At 67.9% G+C, this 19,674-nt stretch carries 15 protein-coding genes and 1 pseudogene; 8 read left to right on the top strand and 8 right to left on the bottom strand.

The genetic code is table 11. The features are described 5' to 3' along the window. Window positions 1-133 precede the first annotated feature (133 nt). Both QFZ47_RS09725 and QFZ47_RS09720 read right to left on the bottom strand, forming a co-directional pair. Window positions 134-1,393, bottom strand: coding sequence for a branched-chain amino acid ABC transporter substrate-binding protein (locus QFZ47_RS09725; protein ID WP_307655445.1), 1,260 nt, complete (start codon window positions 1,391-1,393; stop codon window positions 134-136). 26 nt (window positions 1,394-1,419) lie between these two features. Beyond that, the gene (locus QFZ47_RS09720) at window positions 1,420-2,106 is read right to left on the bottom strand and encodes a TetR/AcrR family transcriptional regulator (RefSeq protein ID WP_307655444.1); all 687 of its coding nucleotides are present in this window, start codon (window positions 2,104-2,106) and stop codon (window positions 1,420-1,422) included. 86 nt (window positions 2,107-2,192) lie between these two features. Between QFZ47_RS09720 and QFZ47_RS09715 the strand changes: the two genes are divergently transcribed. From QFZ47_RS09715 to QFZ47_RS09700, 4 genes are all read left to right on the top strand, one after another. Further along, entirely contained in the window at window positions 2,193-3,806 is a 1,614-nt protein-coding gene (locus tag QFZ47_RS09715; protein ID WP_307655443.1) for an AMP-binding protein, read from the top strand. Window positions 3,807-3,817: 11 nt separating this feature from the next. Then, on the top strand, window positions 3,818-7,111 hold the full coding sequence (locus tag QFZ47_RS09710; protein WP_307655442.1) for a carboxyl transferase domain-containing protein: 3,294 nt from the start codon (window positions 3,818-3,820) through the stop codon (window positions 7,109-7,111). Window positions 7,112-7,231: 120 nt separating this feature from the next. Continuing rightward, window positions 7,232-8,512: a GDSL-type esterase/lipase family protein gene (locus QFZ47_RS09705; protein WP_307655441.1), complete on the top strand. Its 1,281-nt coding sequence runs from the start codon at window positions 7,232-7,234 to the stop codon at window positions 8,510-8,512. A gap of 131 nt (window positions 8,513-8,643) precedes the next feature. Then, window positions 8,644-9,018 (top strand): hypothetical protein, encoded by a 375-nt coding sequence (locus QFZ47_RS09700; protein ID WP_307655440.1) that lies wholly within the window; start codon window positions 8,644-8,646, stop codon window positions 9,016-9,018. A gap of 28 nt (window positions 9,019-9,046) precedes the next feature. Here QFZ47_RS09700 and purU read toward each other — a convergent pair whose 3' ends face one another. Beyond that, window positions 9,047-9,904, bottom strand: coding sequence for a formyltetrahydrofolate deformylase (gene purU / locus QFZ47_RS09695; RefSeq protein ID WP_307655439.1), 858 nt, complete (start codon window positions 9,902-9,904; stop codon window positions 9,047-9,049). Window positions 9,905-9,971: 67 nt separating this feature from the next. Between purU and aptA the strand changes: the two genes are divergently transcribed. Next, window positions 9,972-11,306, top strand: a complete 1,335-nt coding sequence (aptA, locus tag QFZ47_RS09690; RefSeq protein WP_307655438.1) for an omega-aminotransferase AptA — start codon at window positions 9,972-9,974, stop codon at window positions 11,304-11,306. Window positions 11,307-11,321: 15 nt separating this feature from the next. On the opposite strand, the gene QFZ47_RS09685 is transcribed toward aptA, so the two are convergent. Next, entirely contained in the window at window positions 11,322-12,167 is an 846-nt protein-coding gene (locus QFZ47_RS09685) for a ChaN family lipoprotein (RefSeq protein WP_307655437.1), read from the bottom strand. Window positions 12,168-12,227: 60 nt separating this feature from the next. Here QFZ47_RS09685 and QFZ47_RS09680 point away from each other — a divergent pair, with 60 nt between their 5' ends. Then, complete coding sequence (locus QFZ47_RS09680; protein WP_307655436.1) at window positions 12,228-13,289, top strand: AbrB family transcriptional regulator; 1,062 nt, start codon at window positions 12,228-12,230, stop codon at window positions 13,287-13,289. Window positions 13,290-13,366: 77 nt separating this feature from the next. Here the strand turns inward: QFZ47_RS09680 and QFZ47_RS09675 are convergent, their stop codons facing one another. Together QFZ47_RS09675 and QFZ47_RS09670 are read right to left on the bottom strand one after the other, a co-directional pair. Continuing rightward, window positions 13,367-13,678 (bottom strand): BTH_I0359 family protein, encoded by a 312-nt coding sequence (locus tag QFZ47_RS09675; protein WP_124958830.1) that lies wholly within the window; start codon window positions 13,676-13,678, stop codon window positions 13,367-13,369. An 87-nt stretch (window positions 13,679-13,765) separates the two neighbouring features. Continuing rightward, complete coding sequence (locus QFZ47_RS09670; protein WP_307655435.1) at window positions 13,766-14,968, bottom strand: DUF3108 domain-containing protein; 1,203 nt, start codon at window positions 14,966-14,968, stop codon at window positions 13,766-13,768. Between the two features lie 134 nt (window positions 14,969-15,102). Between QFZ47_RS09670 and QFZ47_RS09665 the strand changes: the two genes are divergently transcribed. Beyond that, window positions 15,103-16,167 (top strand): fumarylacetoacetate hydrolase family protein, encoded by a 1,065-nt coding sequence (locus tag QFZ47_RS09665; RefSeq protein WP_307655434.1) that lies wholly within the window; start codon window positions 15,103-15,105, stop codon window positions 16,165-16,167. Between the two features lie 82 nt (window positions 16,168-16,249). Here the strand turns inward: QFZ47_RS09665 and QFZ47_RS09660 are convergent. Further along, window positions 16,250-16,516, bottom strand: a pseudogene (locus QFZ47_RS09660) (cytochrome c oxidase subunit 3 family protein); the annotation flags it as partial. A 206-nt stretch (window positions 16,517-16,722) separates the two neighbouring features. Here QFZ47_RS09660 and QFZ47_RS09655 point away from each other — a divergent pair. Beyond that, a complete protein-coding gene (locus tag QFZ47_RS09655; RefSeq protein WP_307655433.1) occupies window positions 16,723-18,858 on the top strand; it encodes a LamG-like jellyroll fold domain-containing protein in 2,136 nt (711 codons plus the stop codon). A 39-nt stretch (window positions 18,859-18,897) separates the two neighbouring features. Here the strand turns inward: QFZ47_RS09655 and QFZ47_RS09650 are convergent, their stop codons facing one another. Next, window positions 18,898-19,584 (bottom strand): LysR substrate-binding domain-containing protein, encoded by a 687-nt coding sequence (locus QFZ47_RS09650; protein ID WP_307655432.1) that lies wholly within the window; start codon window positions 19,582-19,584, stop codon window positions 18,898-18,900. Between the last annotated feature and the right edge of the window lie 90 nt (window positions 19,585-19,674).

Here is a 19,674-nt window from a genome sequence, read left to right as displayed (position 1 = left end):
GCCCTGGTGCACAGGGCATCGGGTGCTCCCCGCAGCGAAATAAAGGAGGAGGGGCGTAGCCCCGGGGGACATTCGCGGAGGGGAGTACCCGGTGGCCTGTGCACGCGCCCCGAAGGACTTCAAACCAAAGCCCTCAGGGCCGAACCATCTTGCACTCAGAGCCCTGTGCCAGCTCGTTGCCCGTGTAGACAGCGTCCGTCCGGAAGCCGTAGTTTGTGCCTTCCCAGCCCGCCTTCACGGTCTTGCCATCGACCGGCGCAATGGTGTTGACCACTTGCGGCAGCAGCAGTTGATGGTCCTCGGCGCGCATGCGGATCGGGCCCACCACCGAGTCGAAGCTCATGTCCTCGAGCGCACGCGCCACCTTCACCGTGTCGGTGCTGCCGGCCTTGTTGATGGCGGCTGCCAAAAGGCGCGGCGTGAAGTCGATGCGCGGCGCGAGGAAGTCCTTGCCCGTCTTGGCCTTGTAGGCCTTGGCGAGCGCATCGGCGCGCGGCGTGTCGGCCTGCCCCGGATGCCACTCGGCCACCCAGGTCAGCTGCCCGAGTTTGGCCTGCGACACCGCCAGCACCGTGCCCGGCACCGAGCCCGCGCTGTGGTTGAAGTAGCGCAGGTTGTAGCCCGCATCGCCCGCCGCCTTGAGCAGCAGCGTCATGTCCTGGCCCCAGTTGCCGGTGATGACCGAATCGGCACCGCTTTGCTTGATGTTCGCGATGTAGGGCGAGAAGTCCTTCACGCGGCCGATGGGATGCAGCGTTTCGCCGACGAACTGCACGTCGGGCCGTGCCAGGCCCACCAGCTGCCTGCCGTAGCTCGCCCACTGCTTGCCGTGGGCATAGTCCTGGTTCAGCAGGTAGACCTTCTGCACGTCGGGCGTCTTCTTGATGTAGTTGGCCAGCGCCTTCATCTTCATCGCGGTGTTGGCCTCGGTCTGGAAGTGCCAGAAGCTGCAGCCCTTGCCCGTCATCTCGGGGTCGATCGACGAGTGGTTCAGCACGATCAGCTCCTTGCCGGGATTGCGCTGGTTCCAGCGCGCCACCGATTGAACCAGCGCGGTCACCACCGAGGAGCCCGATCCACCCGTGACGATGGCCCTGGCGCCCTGGTCGATGGCCGCCTGCAGCGCGCTCTGGCTTTCCTGCGCCGAGAGCTTGCTGTCGAACTGCAGCAGCTGCAGCTTCGTGCCGCCGAGCACGCCGCCCTTGGCGTTGATCTCCTCGATGGCGTACTGCGTGTGCGTCAGCATCAGTTCGCCCACGTTCGCGAACGGACCCGAGAGCGGGTCGATGTAGGCGATCTTGTAGGTGGGCTGCTGCTGGGCCTGGGCGCCGCCGGCAACGGCCAGCAGGCAGGCGAGGGCGACCGGCGCCAGGAGCGCGTGCATGGACTTCATTGTTCTTGTCTCTCTCGGGTTTGTGGTCAGTCTTGGGTGCGCAGGCCGATCACCCGGCTCGCCAGCTTCGTGAGTTCGGCCACCACCTCGTCGGGCGAGAGGCGTCCGTTCGGCCGGTACCAGCTGTAGAGAAAACCGGGCAGGCTGCAGGCCGCCAGCGCGGTGATCTTGGTTTCGGTGAAGTCCAGGTCGCCATCGCGGCGCGCTTCTTCGAGCAGCGGGCAGAGCAGGTCGTAGAAGTGGTGCGCGAGCTTCTTCTGCGCCGCGATGTATTCGCTCCGGTACACCTGCGGCTCGCGGTAGGGGAAGAAGGCGCAGGGGTGGTGCGCAATGGTGGCGCGGATCAGGCGTTCGATGCCTTCGAGCACCTTCTCGCTCGCGCGGCGCGGATCGCCGGCCGCGAAATCGAGGGCCGTGAAGCAATCGACCGCGGGGCGCCACGAAAGCGTCTCGAAGATCTCCTGCTTGTCGCGGAAGTAGTAGTAGACGAACGGCTTGGTCACGCCCAGCGCGCGGACGATCTGCGCCATGGTGGTGTTGGCATAGCCCTGCGCCGCAAAGAGCTGCGCCGCCGCCTGCAGGATGCGCTCGCGCTGAAGGTCGGTGCCCTGCGTGGCCGCGCGCTGGCGCCCCGTGCCCTGGGGCAGGTGCGGCTGTGCAGTGGCGGCGGCGTTGCCAGAGGGTTTGTGCCGTGTCGCGGAAGTTATACCCATGGGTAGGATTGTTGGTGCACCATGCACTCATTGGCAAGCGCTTGGCTCCTGCAGCCGGCTATCGATAACCCTGAGAAAGTGACGCCATGGAGACATTGCCCGACCGTCCGCTCGAGCCCCTGCACGAGTACCTGCGCACCCATGCGCGCGAGCGCGGCGACCGCGCGGCCTGCATCTGGTACGGCCACGCCATGAGCTGGGCGCAGCTCGACCGCGCAAGCGACGCCTTCGCGGCGCGGCTGCAGGCCCTGGGCGTGAAGAAGGGCGAGCCGGTGGTGCTGTTCCTCAACAACTGCCCGCAGTACCTGGTCGCGCATTTCGGCATCCAGAAGATCGGCGCCATCGTCTGCCCGAGCAGTCCGCTCAACAAGGAGCATGAACTGGCCTACCAGGTCAACGACCTGAAGGCGCGCGCGATCGTCGCCGCCGCGCCGCTGCTGCCGGTGGTGCGCAAGGTGCAGCCGCAGAGCGCACTCTCGCACGTGTTCGTGGTGCACTACGCCGATCTGTTGCCCGAAGAGCCCGTGCTCGACCTGCCCGCCGAACTGCTCGCCGAGCGCAACGCCCCGCGCAGCGTGCCCGCGGGATGCGAAGACTTCCTGGCAGTGATGCAGGGTGATGCCACGCCGCAGCCGGTGGCCATCGACCTCGACGACGTGGCGCTCATGACCTACACCTCCGGCACCACCGGGCTGCCCAAGGGCGCGATGCTGAGCTACGGCAATGCGCTCTTCAAGACCCGCGCGGCAGCCGACTGCAACGGCGTGGCCGGCGACGACGTGCTGCTTTCGATCGCACCGCTCTATCACATTGCCGGCATGCTGATGGGCGTGAACGTGCCGGTGCTCACGGGCGCCGCCTCGGTGCTGCTGCATCGCTTCGATCCGCGCGCGGTGCTGCGGGCCATCGCGCGCTACCGGGTGAGCTGGTGGTACAGCATCGCGCCGATGAACGTGGCCTGCATGCAGGTATCCGACATCGCGGGCTTCGACCTCTCGAGCCTGCGGCGCAATCCGGTCACGAGCTTCGGCATCACCTTCACCGAGCCGCTGGCCGCGCAATGGCGCACGCACGCGCCCCATTGCACGTCGTTCGAAGCCGCGTACGGGCTCAGCGAAACCCACACCTGCGACACCTACACGCCGCACCATGCGCCGCGCTGGGGGACGCAGGGCGTTGCGGTGCCGGGCGTGAGCATCCGCATCGTCGACCCCGACACGCAAGCCGACCTGCCTGCGGGCGAGGTCGGCGAGATCGTGCTGGCCAGCCCCGGCACCTTCAAGGGCTACTGGAACAAGCCCGAAGCCACGGCGGCCACGCTGCGCAATGGATGGGTGCACACCGGCGACATGGGCAAGCTCGATGCAGACGGCTATCTCACCTTCATCGGCCGCTTCAAGGAGATGATCAAGGTCTCGGGCTACAGCGTGTTCCCCGAAGAGGTCGAGACCATCCTCATCAAGCATCCCGCGGTGGCCCAGGCCGCGGTCATTGCGCAGCCCGATGCCGAGAAGGGCGAGGTGGTCAGGGCCTTCATCGTGCGCAGGCCCGGCGCGGTGCTCGAGGCCGATGCGCTCATCGCCTGGTCACGCGACAACATGGCCAGCTACAAGGCGCCGCGCGCCGTGAGCTTCATCGATGCGCTGCCGACCACCGGCGCCGGCAAGGTGCTGCGGCGCCTGCTGAAAGACAAAGCCTGAAAGGTTCCCTCTTGTTCTCCAAAGTCCTGATTGCCAACCGCGGCGAGATTGCGGTGCGGCTGGTGCGCGCGCTGCGCGACCTGGGCATTGCCAGCGTGGCGGTACATGCGCGCGACGATGCGTCGGCGTTGCATGTGCAGCTGGCCGACGCGGCCGTCGCGCTCGATGCGGCCGGGCCCTCGGCCTACCTCGACGTTGCCGCACTGATCGGCGTGGCGAAGGCCCAGGGCTGCGATGCGGTGCATCCCGGCTACGGCTTTCTGAGCGAACGCGCGGACTTCGCACAGGCTTGCGCGGACGCGGGGCTGGTCTTCATCGGCCCTGCGCCCGAGCAGCTCGCGCTGTTCGGCGACAAGGCGCGCGCACGTGCGCTGGCCACGCAATGCGAGGTGCCGGTGATGCCCGGCAGCGCCGGCGCGGTGACGCTCGCGCAGGCGCAGGCCTTCTTCGCCGAACAGCAGGCGCAGGGTGCTGCAGGCGTGATGATCAAGGCCATTGGCGGGGGCGGCGGGCGCGGCATGCGCGCGGTGCTGAATGCGGACGAGCTGCCCGAAGCGCATGCGCGCTGCATGTCCGAGGCCAAGGCGGCCTTCGGCGTCGAAGGCGTGTATGTCGAGCGCCTGATGCGCAATGCGCGCCACATCGAGATTCAGGTGCTCGGCGATGGCCAGGCCGTGGCCAGCCTCGGCGAGCGCGAATGCACCTTGCAGCGGCGCTTCCAGAAGCTGGTGGAGATCGCACCCAGCCCTTCGCTGTCCGATGTGCTGCGGGCCGCCATCACGCAGGCCGCGCTCCGCATGGCCAAGGCCGCGGGCTATCGCAGCCTGGGCACCTTCGAATTTCTCGTCGATGCCGAATCGGCCACGCTCCCCTTCGTCTTCATCGAGGCGAACCCGCGGCTGCAGGTCGAGCACACGGTGACGGAGGCGGTGACCGGCCTGGATCTTGTGCAGCTGCAGATGGCGGTGGCCGCCGGCCAGCCCTTGAAGACACTCGGCGTGGAAGCCGATCGCACGGCGGTGCAGCGCGGGTTCGCGGTGCAATGGCGCATCAACGCGGAGACGCTCGATGCCCATGGCAATGCGCGGCCCTCGGGCGGCACGCTTGCGCGCTTCGACCTGCCGAGCGGGCCGGGTGTGCGTGTGGATACGCACGGCTACGCGGGCCTGGCGCCATCGCCGCACTACGACACGCTGCTTGCCAAGCTGATCGTGCATTCGCCGTCGCCGCACTTTGCCGATACGCTGCGGCGCTCGCTGCGCGCGCTCGACGAATGCCACATCGACGGCATCGCGACCAACCTTGCATTGCTGCGCGCCATTGCCACGCGGCCCGAGTTCGCGACGCAGGCGGTGCACACGCGCTTCGTCGAGGCTCATCTGGGCGACCTGCTGGCCGCCGCGGCATCGCTTGAAAGGCATGCGAAGAAGATCGCACCTGCCGATGCGCAGGCAGCGGCAATCGAAGACGATGCGGACAACCTGACGATCAAGGCCCCGATGCCCGCGAAGCTGGTGCAGTTCGAAGTGGCGGTGGGCGATGTGCTCCCTGCCGGCGCACAGCTCGGCGTGCTCGAAGCCATGAAGATGGAACACCTGCTGCATGCGCCCGTCGCCGGCCGCGTGGTCGCGCTGCTGGCCGAGCCTGGCGACTACCTCGTCGAAGGCCAGTCGCTGGTGCGGCTGGAAGCGGTCGATGCGCAGGCGGTGGAAGCCGAGGCGCGCACCGACCACGACCTCGACGCGATCCGCCCCGATCTGCAGAAGGTGATCGACCGCCATGCGCCGACCCTGGACGCCAACCGCAAGTTGGCCGTCGACAAGCGGCATGCGCAGGGCGGACGCACCGCGCGCGAGAACATCGCCGACCTGTGCGACACCGCCTCCGACCCCGGCAACTTCATCGAATACGGCGCGCTCGCCATCGCCGCGCAGACGCGCCGCCGCACGCTCGAAGACCTGATCGCCAACACGCCGGCCGACGGCATGGTGACGGGCCTGGGCAGCATCAACGCGAAGCAGTTCGAACCCGAGGCATCGCGCTGCGCCGTCCTGGCCTACGACTACACGGTGCTGGCCGGCACGCAGGGCATGCGCAACCACCACAAGACCGATCGGCTGCTGGCGGTGGCGCACCAGCTGAAGCTGCCGGTGGTGCTGTTCGCCGAAGGCGGCGGCGGGCGGCCGGGCGATACCGACATGCCGATCGTCGCGGGCCTCAACAACCACACCTTCAGCCAGTTCGCGGCGCTGTCGGGCAAGGTGCCGGTGGTGGGCATCGTGCATGGCCGCTGCTTCGCGGGCAATGCCGCGCTGCTGGGCTGCGCCGACGTGATCATTGCCACGCGCGGCAGCAACATCGGCATGAGCGGTCCCGCGATGATCGAGGGCGGCGGCCTCGGCAGCTTCGCGCCCGAGCAGATCGGGCCGAGCAGCGTGCAGTCGCGCAACGGCGTGATCGACATCCTGGTGGAAGACGAAGCGGCGGCAGTGGCTGCCGCGAAGCAATACCTTTCGTATTTCCAGGGGCCGGTTTCCGACTGGCAATGCGCCGATCCGCGCGCGCTGCGCCACGTGGTGCCCGAGAACCGGCTGCGCGTGTACGACGTGCGTGCCGCGATGCGCGGCGTGGCCGACACCGACTCGCTGCTCGAACTGCGCGCCGGCTTCGGCGCGGGCATCGTCACCGCGCTGGCGCGCATCGAGGGCAAACCGGTGGGGCTGATGGCGAACAACCCGCACCACCTGGGCGGCGCCATCGACGTGGAGGCGGCCGACAAGTCGGCGCGCTTCATGCAGCTGTGCAATGCGCACGGGCTGCCGATCGTCTCGCTGTGCGACACGCCCGGCTTCATGGTCGGTCCCGAGATCGAGGCGCAGGCGCAGGTCCGCCATGTGTGCCGCATGTTCATGGTGGCCTCGCACCTGCGCGTGCCCTTCTTCGCGGTGGTGCTGCGCAAGGGCTACGGCCTCGGCGCGCAGGCCATGACGGCCGGCGGCTTCGATGCGCCGGTGTTCACGGTGGCCTGGCCGACCGGCGAATTCGGCGCGATGGGGCTCGAAGGCGCGGTGCGCCTGGGCTACCGCAAGGAGCTGGCCGCGGTGCCCGAAGGCGCGGAGCGCGACGCGCTGTTCAAGAAGCTGGTGGCGCAGCAGTACACCAACGGCGAGGCGATCCACATGGCGCAGACGCTCGAGATCGATGCGGTGATCGATCCCGCCGAAACCCGCACCTGGCTGGTGCGCGGGCTCGCATCCGCGGGACGTTCCACGCAGGCGGCTTCGCCCTATGTAGACACTTGGTAACCATGCACTGGACCTTGTCACATGCGATGGCAAGGGGGCTCCGTAAACTGAGTCGCTTTGCGCATGAAACTGGATTCGCATTGGCTCTCTGCTCTTCGCCAAGGTGCGCTGCGGAATTGGATGGCCGCGGTCGGCTGCCTGCTGCTCGTCGTTGCAGTGGCCGTGCAGGCCGTTCAACCCGCTGCCGATGCGCAGCAGCAGCCGAGGCAGCCCGTCGAGGCGCACTGGGTGGCCGGCTGGGCGGCTGCGCCGGTGGATTTCCGCGAGCTCAGTGCGAATCCATTTCTCACGGCTGCGGCACCCCGGCCCGGCGGTGATGCGTTCCGCGGGCAGACACTGCGGCAGCAGTTCGAGCCTGCATTGAGCGGCGAGCGTGTGCGCATCCGCTTTTCGAATCGATTCGGCAAGACGCCCCTGCACATCGCCGAAGCCAGCGTGGGGCACGGCACCGGTGGCGGCGCGGTGTCGCCAGCCACGCTGCGCAAGCTGCGCTTCGGCGGGCGCGGCAGCACGGTTGTGGCGCCGGGCGCCGAAGCCTGGAGCGACGGTGCCGACCTGAAGGTCCAGGCCGGACAGGCGGTGGCGGTGAGTGCCTTCTTCGACCGCCCCGTGCCCTTCGCGACGATTCACCTGCGGTCGCCCGACACCAGCTGGGTGGCCGGCGGCAATGCCGTCGCAACGCCCAGGCTGCAGGATGCCGCGCCCTTGCCGCTGAACCACATCGTGACGGGCCTGGACGTGATGACCACGCAGCCCGTGCGCACGGTGGTGGCCTTCGGCGACTCGATCACCGCGGGCGGCGGCGAGGCCGGCGACGGGTCGTATCCCGAATTGCTCGCAACGCGCCTGCGCAACAGCCCTTCGGCGGCGCAGGCGGTCTCGGTGCTCAACATGGGCATCGGCGGCAACCGCTTGCTGGTTGACGGCATCGGGCCCAACGGCCTCTCTCGTTTTGCGCGCGATGCGCTCGGGCAGAGCGGCGTCACGCACGTGATGGTGCTGCTGGGTACCAACGACATCGGCCGCAGCGTGTTCGTGCTGCCGGGTCGGCCGACGCCGGAGCACGAGGTCGCAACGGCGGAGCGCATCACCGAGGGCCTGCAGCAGTTGATCAAGCAAGCCCGCGCCAAGGGCGTGAAGGTGCTGATCGGCACCGTGCCGCCGTTCAGGAACACGCCCTACTGGACGGAGGCGACCGAGGCCATGCGCGGCGAGGTCAACCGCTGGATCCGCAGCCGCCAGGACGTGGACGGCGTGATCGATTTCGACGCCGTGCTGCGCAACCCGGCCGACCCGACGACGTTCAATCCCCTCTACGACAACGGCGACCACCTGCATCCCAACAAGGCGGGCTATGCCGCCATGGCTGCGGCCATCGATCTTCGCGAACTGCAGGAGTAATCGCAGGAGTGAGCGCCAACAAGGGCGCTGCTTTGGCGATACACCTCTACACAATGTCCCGTCGAGTGCTTACAGGCGCTTCACATGGCTTGGTCAGCATGAAGGCTCCAACCACTCATGAGGGGACACCCATGAAAAAACTCGCAATCACCCTTTCCATCGCTGCCTCGCTGCTCTCGATGGGAGGCGCACTGATGGTGCCGACCGCCGCCCAGGCGCAGCCTGGGGTATTCGTCGACGTGCCGCCGCCGCCGCCCCGCTTCGAGCGCCCTCCGCCGCCGCGCCGCGGCTACGTGTGGGCCCCGGGGCACTATGAATGGCGTGGTGGACAACATGTGTGGGTCAGGGGCATGTATGTGCGCGCCCGCCGGGGCTATGCCTACCGTCCGCCGGAATGGCGCGAGCGCGACGGCCGCTGGGAATACCGCCGCGGCGAGTGGGACCGCGATCGCGACGGCGTGCCGAACCGCTACGACCGCCGTCCGGACAATCCGAACCGCAACTGATCCGCGGTATTCCTGAACGGGCTCCGCGCTATCGAAAGACGACCGTGCGATGCCCGTTCAACAGCACGCGGTGCTCGCTGTGCCACTTCACCGCTCGGGCCAGCACCTGGCTCTCGGTGTCGCGGCCGCGGGCCGTGAGGTCTTCGACCGTGTCGGTGTGGTCGGCGCGCGCCACGTCCTGCTCGATGATCGGGCCTTCGTCGAGGTCGGCCGTCACGTAGTGGGCGGTGGCGCCGATCAGCTTCACACCGCGGTCGTGCGCCTGGTAGTAGGGCTTGGCGCCCTTGAAGCTCGGCAGGAACGAGTGATGGATGTTGATGGCCCTGCCCGCCAGGCTCTTGCACAGGCCGTTGCTCAAGATCTGCATGTAGCGCGCGAGCACCACGAGCTCGGCGCCTTCGGCCTCGATGATTTCCAGCTGCCTGGCTTCGCCCTGCGCCTTGGTGGCGGCCGTCACGGGAATGTGATGGAAGGGCACGTTGTAGCTGGCGGCCAGCTGGTAGAAGTCGCGGTGGTTCGAGATGATCGCGCGCACGTCGATGGCGAGCAGCCCGCTCTTCCAGCGGAACAGCAGGTCGTTCAGGCAGTGGCCTTCCTTGCTGACCAGGATCACGGTCTTCATGGGCTCGGCCGCGGCATGCAATTGCAGGCTCATGCCGAAACCGGCCGCGAAGGTGGCGAGCTGTTCGCGCAGGGCCGCCTCGGTGTGGTCGCCGCAGGCGAAGCGCACGCGCATGAAGAACAGGCCCGTGTCGTGGTCGTTGTACTGGGCGGCTTCCTCGATGTTGCCGCCGCGTTCGAGCAGAAAGCCCGAAACGGCATGCACGATGCCCGTCCGGTCGGGGCAGGAGAGGGTCAGGATGTAAGCGGGCGTAGTGGTCGTCATGAGGGGCACGATTGTCGCAGGGGTGCCAGAATGCCGTTTTTTGGTGCGCGTTAAGCAGGAGCAATCGATGGCTTATCAGGACTTCAACATGGGCAACCAGTGGCTGCCCTTCACTCCCAACCGCCACTTCCAGAAAGACCCGCGCGTCTTCGTGGCCGCCGACGGCATGGAGTTCACCACGCACGACGGCAAGAAGGTGATCGACGGCATCTCGTCGCTGTGGTGCGTGGGCGCGGGCCACAACCGCAAACCGATCAACGAGGCGATCAAGAAGCAGCTCGACACGCTCGACTACGCCACCGCCTTCCAGGTCAGCAACGACAAGGCCTTCAAGGCGGCCGAGATGATCGCCGCGCTGGCGCCCGGTGACCTCAACAAGGTGCTGTTCTGCAATTCGGGCTCCGAGGCGGCCGACACCTCGATGAAGGTGGCGCTGGCCTACCACCGCGCACGCGGCGAGGGTCACCGCAACGTGTTCATCGGCCGCGAGAAGGGCTACCACGGCGTGGGCTTCGGCGGCATGTCGGTGGGCGGCATTCCGGGCAACCGCAAGGTGTTCGGCTCGGCCTTCCTGCCGCGCGTGGACCACATGCGCTTCATCCACGACCCGGTGAACCATGCCTACATCCACAACGAGGAGCCGGTGTGGGCCGAAGACCCGCTGGTCGAGCTCGAAACGCGCATCCTGCCGCTGCACGATCCGAGCAACATCGCCGCGATCATCGTCGAGCCGGTGGCCGGTTCGGCCGGCTGGTACCTGCCGCCCAAGGGCTACCTGAAGCGCCTGCGCGAGATCTGCGACAAGCACGGCATCCTGCTGATCTTCGACGAGGTCATCACCGGCTTCGGCCGCATGGGCACCAACTTCGCGTCGGACTACTACGGCGTGGTGCCCGACATGCTCAACTTTGCCAAGTGCGTGACCAACGGCGTGATTCCGCTGGGCGGCGTGATCTGCCGCGACAAGCTCTACGACGCGATGATGAAGACCGACGCGCCCGAGCACGTGGTCGAGTTCTTCCACGGCTATACCTACTCGGGCCATCCGGTGGCCTGCGCCGCGGCCATTGCCACGCTCGACCTGTTCAAGCAGGAAAACCTGTTCGCCCGCGCCGGCGAAATGGGCACGGTGCTCGGCGATGCGTTCCACAGTGCCTTCAAGGGCCTGCCGAACGTGATCAGCATCCGCAGCCTCGGCCTGGCCGCAGCGGTGGAGCTCGCACCCATCGCGGGCGCGCCGGGCAAGCGCGCCTACGACATCTTCCTGGACTGCTTCCACAACGGCGCGCTGGTGCGGCCCGCGGGCGACGTGCTGGTGATCGCGCCGCCGTACATCGTGGAGAAGCAGCACATCGACACGCTGGTCAACACGCTGGCGGATTCGATCAAGAAGTTTGCCTGAGCCGGCGCGTGGTCTTCAAGGCGAAGGCCGCGGCGCTGGAATGCGCATGTCCGCGCAGTAGTCCTTCGGCGGCAGCGCGGCCGTGCGCCAGACGGCGTCGTAGGCTTCCTTGCCTTCCTCCTCGCCCGGCGATTCCCCGGCCTGCAGCCGCACGGTCTTGACCGACACCTCGGTCGGCAGGTGCTGCGGCACGCCCAGCACCTTGGTGGCATGGCCCGCGCCGCTGATCAGCAGCACCGTCTTGCCCGGCTGGCGGGCCTTGACGATGGCCTGCGCCATGGCGCGGTCGCGTCCCACCTGGATGCGCGTCATCGGTACGATCTGGGGCTCGGGCAGCAGCTTGCAGTGGCCTTCGCGCACGGCATCCTGCTGCGCGGTGTAGGCCTCGCCATTGAGCTGCACGTCGAGCGAGACGTCGGCCATGGCGTTCTTCATGCGCGCGCGCGGCAGGTTGGCGCCGATGACCGGCACGCCGGCGCGCACCGCGGCCATCACCGCCGGGCCGTAGCTCTGCCAGGGCCAGGCCTTGTCGTTCCAGGCCAGCGAGCCCCGCACCTGCACCTCGGTGGCTGTTGGGCCGAGCAAGACGGCGCCCGTGCCTTCCTCTGCCATTTCGAGCACCAGCGCGGCCAGCTTGCCCTGGGCCGCGAGCGCCTCGACGGTCTCGCGCTCGATGGCATGGTGCTCGGGCGCGTCGTGCTGTTCGCCGAGGATCAGCACGTCGGTGGGCAGCAGCGCGGCGACGCGCCGCGCTACCGGCGCATCGGGATTGTTCTGGAGGGCCGTGCAGGCCGAAAGAGCCAGAGCCGCCAGCAGGGGGCAGAGGCGCCGGAAAGCCCGGGAGGAGGGAAGTCGTCGCATCGCGCCATACTATGCGTTGGCGCTCGCACGCAGCGCCCTCCAATTCCGCTTCTTCCTGTCGTGTCTTTCCGCTTTCTGGTTCGCGTGCTGGCCACGCTGTTGCTTGCACTCGCCGCGGCGCAAATCTGCCTCGCCCTGCACACACCCCTGCCGTGGATGATCGGCCCGCTGCTGGCGGTGTCGCTGGCGTCGATTGCCGGCGCGCCTACGGCCAGCTTCACGCCGCTGCGCAACGCCGGGCAATGGACCATCGGCACCGTGCTGGGCCTTTATTTCACGCCGCAGGTGGTGGCGCTGGTGGCTGGCGTCTGGTGGGCCATTGCGCTGGCCATTGCCTGGGCTCTGCTGCTCGGCTGGGGCTTCGGGCGCTGGCTGCACGGACTGCATGCCCAGCGGATGCCGCATGTGCCGGCCAGATCCATGAGAGCCACGACTTACTTCGCAGGCGCCATCGGCGGTGCCTCCGAAATGACGCTGCTGTCCGAATCGGCCGGCGCGCGCACCGACCTCGTGGCCGCGGCGCACAGCTTGCGGCTCGTGGTGGTGACCATCGCCATTCCGTTCGCGATGCAGTGGAGCGGCCTGCACGGGCTCGAAGTCAATCCGTCCACGGTGCGCGAAGTGAATGCGGGCGGACTCCTGCTGCTCGCGCTGGCCACGGGTGCCGGCGGGCTTGCAATGCGTGCGCTGGGCCGCACCAATCCCTGGTTCATGGGGCCGCTGGTAGTGGCGATGGCTTTCACCGTTGCGGGCCAGTCGCTGTCTGCGGTGCCCGGCTGGATGTCGAACACCGCGCAGCTCGTGATTGCGGTGAGCCTGGGCGTGCGCTTCAGCCGCGAGTTCCTGCACACGGCGCCGCGCTGGCTGGGATCGGTGGCGCTGGGCACCGTCGGCATGCTGGTGCTGTGCGCGGGCGCCGCCTGGCTGCTGGCCTGGGCGACGGGGCTGCATCCCGCCACCATGATCCTGGGCACCTCGCCGGGCGGCATTGCCGAGATGTCGATCACCGCCAAGGTGCTGCAGCTGGGCGTGCCGGTGGTGACGGCGTTCCAGGTCTGCCGGCTGGTGGCGGTGCTGCTGCTGGTGAGGCCGATGTACCGATGGATTTACCAACGGAAATGAGCGGCGGGCGCTGAAAAGACGCAAAAAAAGCGCCTGTCGGGCGCTTTTTTGATCGGGCGGGCGGAGGACCCGGGTTTTCAGTGCACCAGCACCGGCGTGTGCGCCAGCTCGGCATAGCCCTCGAGCGTGTCTTCGACCTCTTCCTGCGTGGGCGTATTGAGCTGCCAGGCGGCAATCTGCTGCTGGAACAGTTCGGCCCAGGAGCCGTCGAGGTAGACCTCCTTGCCCGAGCGCTTGTCGACGATCTCGAAGCCGTGGCGTTCCAGCACCGGGACATTGGGCTGGTCCGGTGTGTCGCTTTCGTTCGGCTGCACGTGCACGACGACGAAGGACTCCGAGTCATAGAGCATGTTCATTGCGGGGCCTGTGAGGATGTCGATGGCGTTCATGAGGGTTAGATAGCAATCAACGCGCCAGTTTCAAGAAGGGTTGTCGCATTGCGGTCACAACGGTGTTTCTTTACTTGTTTTGTACTATCAGCTGGACGGCCCCGCGGGAAGGGATTCGCGCAACTGCATGTCGGCGAAATCGCCGTTGGGCTGTGTCTGTTTCATCCGTACCGGTAGGTACCCCAGCGCCGGCGCGAGCCAGATTTCGATCTTGTCGTCGAACTCGCGCCGCGGGCTGCGCGTGAGCTTGCGCACCGCGTAGTCGCCCGCCGGCACGCTCATCTGCTCCTCGCCCTCGATGTTGAACACCCAGACGCCCGCATCGCGCGGCCCTGCCGTCTGGATGGAAATGCGGCTGCCGGCCGGGTAGCGGCCCGGGTCGCCCGCCAGCATGCCGCCCAGCTGCATCACCACGCTGAGCCGGTCCTGCGCGCCGGGCAGCAGGGGAACGCTGGGCGCGTTGTTGCTGAACATGATCTGGCCCTGGTCGCGCAGGAAATGCGAGGCGAGCTCGCCCTTGCGGCTCTCCGAAAAGCGCGCCGGCTCGATGCCGGTGGGGCCGATCCGGCCAGTGCTGTGCTGGCTGCGGATGGTCTTGAACAGGAATTTGAGCGACAGCCGGGCGTCGTAGCTGCTGCCATCCTGCAGCCAGGCCAGGTCGCCGAAAACACCCTGCATCGGCGAGGCGCCCTGCTGGCCGGTGACCGCGAAGGCGAGCTTGACCGAACCGGGGATGCGCAGCGCCTCCGGCCCGACGACGTTGCCCGCCGCGGCGCTGGCAGCGCCCGCGGCTTCGCCGTTCCCGGTGCCGGCGTTGGCCGAGCTGCCCGCGCCGCCCGGTGCGGCGCCTGCCGGGGCGCTGGCCGCCTGCTCGGGAGCGGGTGCTCCTGAATCAGGAGCATTCTGCGCTGTGAGCTCGGGTGTTTCCGGCGGGGGTTGTTCTGAAACCTGGGGCGCTGGCGCCGGCTCGGGCGTCACCGCCGGCTTGGGCCTGGAGGGCTCGCGCGGCCGCCGCGGCTTGGCGGGCGGCGGCGGCTTGGCCTCGGCCATCGGCGGCGCGGCAGCCGGCGCGGCCGGCTTTTCCGCGGCCGGCGGCGCGATCACGATGGTCCGGGTGATGAACTTGTTCGCGAGCGGCGAAGGGTCGGGGCCGATGGCCGTGGGCGCGAGCCCCAGCAGCAGCACGTGGGCCAGCGCCACCGCCAGCGTCAGCCCGGCCAGCGCGCGCCACGACGGACGCCCTGGCGGGATGGCAGAGGACGGCAGCGGGGAGGCGACAGACGTCGGCATGAGGTGGTGGAGTGGGCACCAACGCCGAGGTTCACCAGAAGCACCTCGGTACACTGCCGCCCGTTCAACCAGTTTAGTGGGCGCGGCGCCGGCTCTCATGTTCGCGCCGTGTCCTTCATCACGCATTTGCCATCATGAAACTCGCCACCCTGAAGGACGGCTCGCGCGACGGCCAGCTCGTCGTCGTCTCGCGCGACCTCACGCTCGCCCACTACGCCACCGGCATCGCCAGCCGGCTGCAGCAGGTGCTGGACGACTGGGGCTTCATGAGCCCGCAGTTGCAGGACCTGTACGACGCCGTCAACACCGGCCGCGCGCGCCATTCCTTCCCGTTCGACCCCGCCCAGTGCATGGCGCCGCTGCCGCGCGCCTACCAGTGGGCCGACGGTTCGGCCTACCTGAACCATGTCGAGCTGGTGCGCAAGGCGCGCAACGCCGAAGTGCCCGAGAGCTTCTACACCGACCCGCTCATGTACCAGGGCGGCAGCGACGACTTCCTGGGCCCGACCGACGACGTGGTGGTGCCCAGCGAAGCCATGGGCATCGACTTCGAGGCCGAAATCGCGGTCATCACCGGCGACATCCGCATGGGCGCCACGCCCGACCAGGCGCTGGACGGCATCCGCCTGCTGATGCTGGCCAACGACGTGAGCCTGCGCAACCTGATCCCGGCCGAGCTGGCCAAGGGCTTCGGCTTCTTCCAGAGCAAGCCGGCCACCGCCTTCAGCCCGGTGGCCGTGACGCTCGACGAGATCGGCGAAGCCTGGCAGGGCGGCCGCGTGCACCTCACGCTGCAAAGCAGCTGGAACGGCCGCAAGGTCGGCATGTGCGATGCCGGCCCGGAGATGACCTTTCACTTCGGCCAGCTCATCGCCCACATCGCCAAGACACGCAACGTGCGCGCCGGCAGCATCGTCGGCAGCGGCACCGTGAGCAACAAGGGCGTGGAAAAGAACGGCCAGATGGACTGGCCCAAAGGCTATTCGTGCATTGCCGAAAAGCGCTGCATCGAAACCATCCAGGGCGGCGAGCCCGTGACCGAGTTCATGAAGTTCGGCGACGCCATCCGCATCGAGATGAAGGGGCTGGACGGCCGCTCGCTGTTCGGCGCGATCGACCAGGAGATCGTCTCGGCGGCCGGTCGGCCGAAGGTGGCGCCGGTGTCGCTGGTCAATCCAACGGAAGTTTCGGAAGATTGACAAGGCGCGAGAGACACTGGCCCCGTGAGCGGTGCAGATTGCTTTGCCACGAATAACTGCTCATGGCCTGTTCCCGCTGGGCTCAGTGAAGGCGCGGCACGACATAGATCACCGCATAGATCGGCAGCCAGGAAAGCACCACGAAGTACCAGTAGAGCGCGTTCTCGCTCACGTCGACGAAGCGCTGGCCTTCCATGGGGCCGGTGAAGAGAAGCACGTCCAGCACGGCGGTGTCGTAGGTGTCGGTGAGCAGATGCACCGTGTGCAGGCAAAGCAGCGTCCAGACGACGGAGCCATAGGCATTGCTGTCCCAGCGCGTATGGAGCGCCGCGAACTCGAAGCCCCGCAGTCCGCCGGTGCTGCCCGGCGCCCGCGTGACGCGGAGTTTCACGGGCATGACATTTCTGAGCGCATCGATGCCCACGGGTGACACCGAATGTCATCCGCCGCGCCCCGGCGTGCTGAATTCGGCCGTGCGGCGAATAGGAAAGAATGCGTCCGGAGATTGGGCACGCATGTTGCTGTAACAAATACTGACAACAACCCGACTCCGACATGCATCGATCAAACAGCGAAAACAACAGCCATCCCCTGGACCGCCGGGCATTCTGCGTGGGCGCCGTGAGCCTCGTCGCCCTGGGCACCACTGCGTGCGGGGGTGGCGGTGGCGGAGGTGGCGCGGTGGGGGGCAGCTTCGGTGCGCTGGGCAGTGCGGCGCAGGATGCCTCGGCCCTGCCGGCCGCCCCGGCTCCCGCTTCCACGACCGATGCTCCCGCGCCTGCGCCTGCTCCCTCGGACCCGCAGGCGCGAAAGTTCGTGCATCCCGGCCTGCTGCACACCGAGGCCGACTTCGAGCGCATGCGCCTGAAGGTCGCGGCCAATGCGCAGCCCTGGATCGCCGGGTGGAATGCGCTCACCTCCAACGGCCGCTCGCAGCTCGGCGCCAAGCCGCGGCCGCTGGCCACCGTGATCCGCGGCGGCGATGGATCGAACTTCGCGCAGATGTACATCGACATCGCGCGCGCCTACCAGCTCGCGCTGCGCTGGAAGGTGTCGCAGGACACGCGCTATGCCGACCTTGCCGTCGAGTTCCTCAACCAGTGGTCGTCCACGCTGACCTCGATCCAGGGCAATGCCGACCGCTTCCTGGCGGCGGGCATCTATGGTCAGCAGTTTGCGAACGCGGCCGAGATCATGCGGTCCTATCCGGGATGGGCGGCGAGCGACCTCGCGCGCTTCCAGAACATGATGCTCACGGTGTTCTATCCGCTCAACCACAGCTTCCTCACCAACCACAACGGCGCCGAGATCACCAACTACTGGGCCAACTGGGACCAGTGCACGATCGGCTCGATCCTGGCCATCGGCGTGCTGTGCGACCGGGCGGACATCTACGACGAGGCGATCAGCTACTACAAGGCGGGCCAGGGCAACGGCGCCGGCCTGCAGGCGGTCTACCACGTGCACCCCGGCTACCTGGGCCAATGGCAGGAAAGCGGCCGCGACCAGGGCCACTGCACGCTCGGCATCGGCCTGGCGGGCGCGTTCTGCGAGATGGCGTGGAACCAGGGCGACGACATCTACGGCTACGAGAACAGCCGCTTCCTTGCCGGCGCCGAATACGTGGCGAAGTCCAACCTGCGCGACGGCGCCGGCAACTTCTACACCGTGCCGTTCCTCACCAGCGCCAACCGCCAGGGAACGAAGACCGTGCTGTCGGACGGCCTCGGCCACCAGCGCGGCATCTGGGAAAGCGTCTACAACCACTATGCGAACCGCCTGGGCATTGCCACGCCCTACACCGCGCTGCAGGCCGCGCAGATGCGGCCTGAATCGGACGGCAACAATGGCGACCAGCTCGGCTTCGGAACCCTGACCTACACGCGCGATCCGATCGCGACGCCCGTGCGGCCGAGCGGGCTCACCGCGTGGGTGCACGGATCGCAGGTCGAGCTGTCGTGGTGGGGCTGCGCCGGCGCGCTGAGCTACTCGGTCAAGCGCGCCACCGTTTCGGGCGGACCGTACACCACCGTGGCCACGGGCATCGCCGACACGCTGACCTTCACCGACAGCACTGTCACGCCCGGCACGGTGTACCACTACGCGGTGGTTGCGGTGGCCGCGGCCGGAGAAGGCGACCCTTCCGACGAAGCCAGGGCCGCGCTCAAGGCCGAGCTGCTGATGCAGCGCAGCTTCGGCGAAACGCAGAGCGCGGCAGATTACGCCAACCTTCCCGTGGGCCTGGTGAAGGGCGTGGCCGACTTCACCATCGCATGCCGCGTGTACCTGGACAGCCTCGCGACCTGGTCGCGCGTCTTCGACTTCGGCTCCGGCGAACGGCGCTACATGATGCTCACGCCGCGCAGCAGCGCCGGCACGGTGCGCTACGCCATCTCTCCGGTCCACGGCTACGACATGCAGATGATCGAGGGATCGTCGCCGCTGCCGACCGGCCGCTGGGTGCATGTGGCGGTGACCTTGTCCGGCACGCTCGGCACGCTCTATGTCGATGGCGCGGTGGCCGGCAGCAATGCGCAGATGAGCTTCGCACCCTTCGAACTCGGCGAGACGACGCAGAACTTCCTCGGGCGTTCGCAGTATCCGAACGATCCGGCGCTGCCCGGGCGCCTCGACGATTTCCGCGTGTACCAGGGCGCGCTGAGCGCGGCGGAGATTGCGGCGCTGGCCTAGCGCCGATGCGCGCGGGTGGGGTCCGGGTCCAGCCTGGCCTCAGGCCGATTTGCCGAGACTGCCATCGGACACCAGGTGGGCCAGGAACTCCTGCGCTGCCGGCGACAGTGCCGCCCGGTCGGCCACGCAGACCCAGAGCTGCCGGTGTGCCCAGTCATCGTCCAGCGGGAGCACGATCAGGCCCATGCGCGCTTCGTAGTGGACCGCGATGCCGACCGGAACGATGGCCAGGCCCAGGCCTTCGCGCACCAGGTCGCATCGCGCCTCGGTATTCGACACCTGCGCGCGCACGCGCAGCGGGCGCGGCAGCGGCGGAGAGATCAGCTGCATGAACTCTTCGAGGCTGTGCCGCGGAAAATAGCCCACGAAGTCATAGTCGAGTGCGTCTTCCAGCCGCAGCTTCTCCCGCATGCACAGCGGATGGCCCACCGGCACCACGAGCCCGACGCGGTCCGTGCGATAGGGCAGCGACACCACGCCGGGGGCCGGATGCGCGGCATGGTAGACGCCGATGTCCGCCTCGCCGGCGGCCACGATGCGGGGAATGTCGTAGCTGAAGGCCTCCATCAGGTCGACGCGCGCCTCGGGCACACGGCGCGAGAAGCTGCCGATCTCCGAGGGCAGGAACTGCTGCACCGCGGACGAGTTGGCCACCAGGCATATCCTGGGCACGCCGCTGGCCGAGCCGCTTCCGCGCGAAAGACTCTTCTCTTCGATGGAGGCCATGAGGATGTCGAGTGCTGCGATGTCTATGGCCCAATTCTCGGCCTGTTGCGGTGCGCCGCCCAGCGGGGCCGGATGGCGTGCGGGAATAAA

The organism is Variovorax paradoxus (assembly GCF_030815975.1).
GTDB classification, from domain to species: domain Bacteria; phylum Pseudomonadota; class Gammaproteobacteria; order Burkholderiales; family Burkholderiaceae_C; genus Variovorax; species Variovorax paradoxus_N.
Note: the sequence above shows the minus strand (reverse complement) of the source record. Positions and strands in the feature narration are given on the sequence as shown.